This is a genomic window from Pseudonocardia sp. EV170527-09, assembly GCF_008369905.1.
Classification (GTDB): domain Bacteria; phylum Actinomycetota; class Actinomycetes; order Mycobacteriales; family Pseudonocardiaceae; genus Pseudonocardia.
Window position 1 is genome coordinate 1 of record NZ_VRMC01000260.1, and the last position, 998, is coordinate 998.

Genomic DNA, 998 nt, shown 5'->3' on the forward strand with positions numbered 1-998 from the left:
ACCGAACTCGTCACCGACGCGCTCGGCATGGCCATCACCCGTCGCAGTCCCGAACCGTACTCGGCGATCCTACATTCTGACCACGGCTCGCAATTCACGTCCTGGGCGTTCGGGCGCCGACTGATCGAGGCGGGACTAGTCGGTTCCATGGGCTCGGTCGGCGATTGTTACGACAACTCGATGGTCGAGTCCTTCTGGGGGACGATGCAGCTGGAACTACTCGACTCCAGATCCTGGAAAAGCCGCGCCGATCTTGCCAATGCGATATTCGAGTGGATAGAGTGCTGGTACAACCCGATCAGGCGCCACTCCAGCATCGGGATGCTCAGCCCAGCCGACTACGAAACAGCCCACACCCCACCACACCAAGATCACTGACCCCACACCGTCAGTGTCCGGCGCAGGGGGCCAAGCTCACACTCCCAGCCGTGGGACAGGCCCACGTGTAGTCCTTCAGGGGGGTCTGTAACGAGAACGGTGGTTCCGGCGATGTTGTCAGTAGTGCTCGGCGCCCGGCCAGCGGTCACCGAAAGTGATGGCGAAGGCGTTGAGGACTGGCTTCCAGCGCATCATCCATCGGGTGTGGCCTCGTCCGGTCGGGTCGAGGCTGCGGGTGACAAGGTACAGACATTTCATCGCGGCCTGCTCGCTGGGGAAATGCCCTCGCGCTCGGACCGCTCGCCGGTAGCGGGCGTTCAACGATTCGATCGCGTTCGTCGTACAGATCACCCTCCGGACCTCGATGTCGTAGTCGAGGAACGGCATGAACTCGGTCCAGGCGTTACGCCACAAACGTATCATCGCCGGATGGGCTCGCCCCCACTCGTCATCGAGATCATCCAGCGCGGCTGCAGCGGCATCGGCGGTGGACGCGGTGTAAATAGCTCGGATGGCGCGTTTGACGGCGTCGGTGTCACGCCGTGAAGTCAAGCGCAGTGAGTTGCGGATCAGGTGCACGACACAGGTCTGCACGATCGCCTGGGGCCACACGTTCTCCA

General features: G+C 62.5%; 2 protein-coding genes. One reads left to right on the forward strand and one right to left on the reverse strand.

Annotation, left to right across the window (positions count from 1 at the left end; translation table 11 throughout):
- Nucleotides 1–378, forward strand: a 378-nt coding sequence (locus FVA95_RS28955) for an integrase core domain-containing protein (RefSeq protein ID WP_149666456.1), incomplete at its 5' end; no start/stop codon positions are given.
- Between the two features lie 117 nt (nucleotides 379–495).
- Here the strand turns inward: FVA95_RS28955 and FVA95_RS28960 are convergent.
- Nucleotides 496–998, reverse strand: a 503-nt coding sequence (locus FVA95_RS28960) for a transposase (protein WP_193564393.1), incomplete at its 5' end; no start/stop codon positions are given.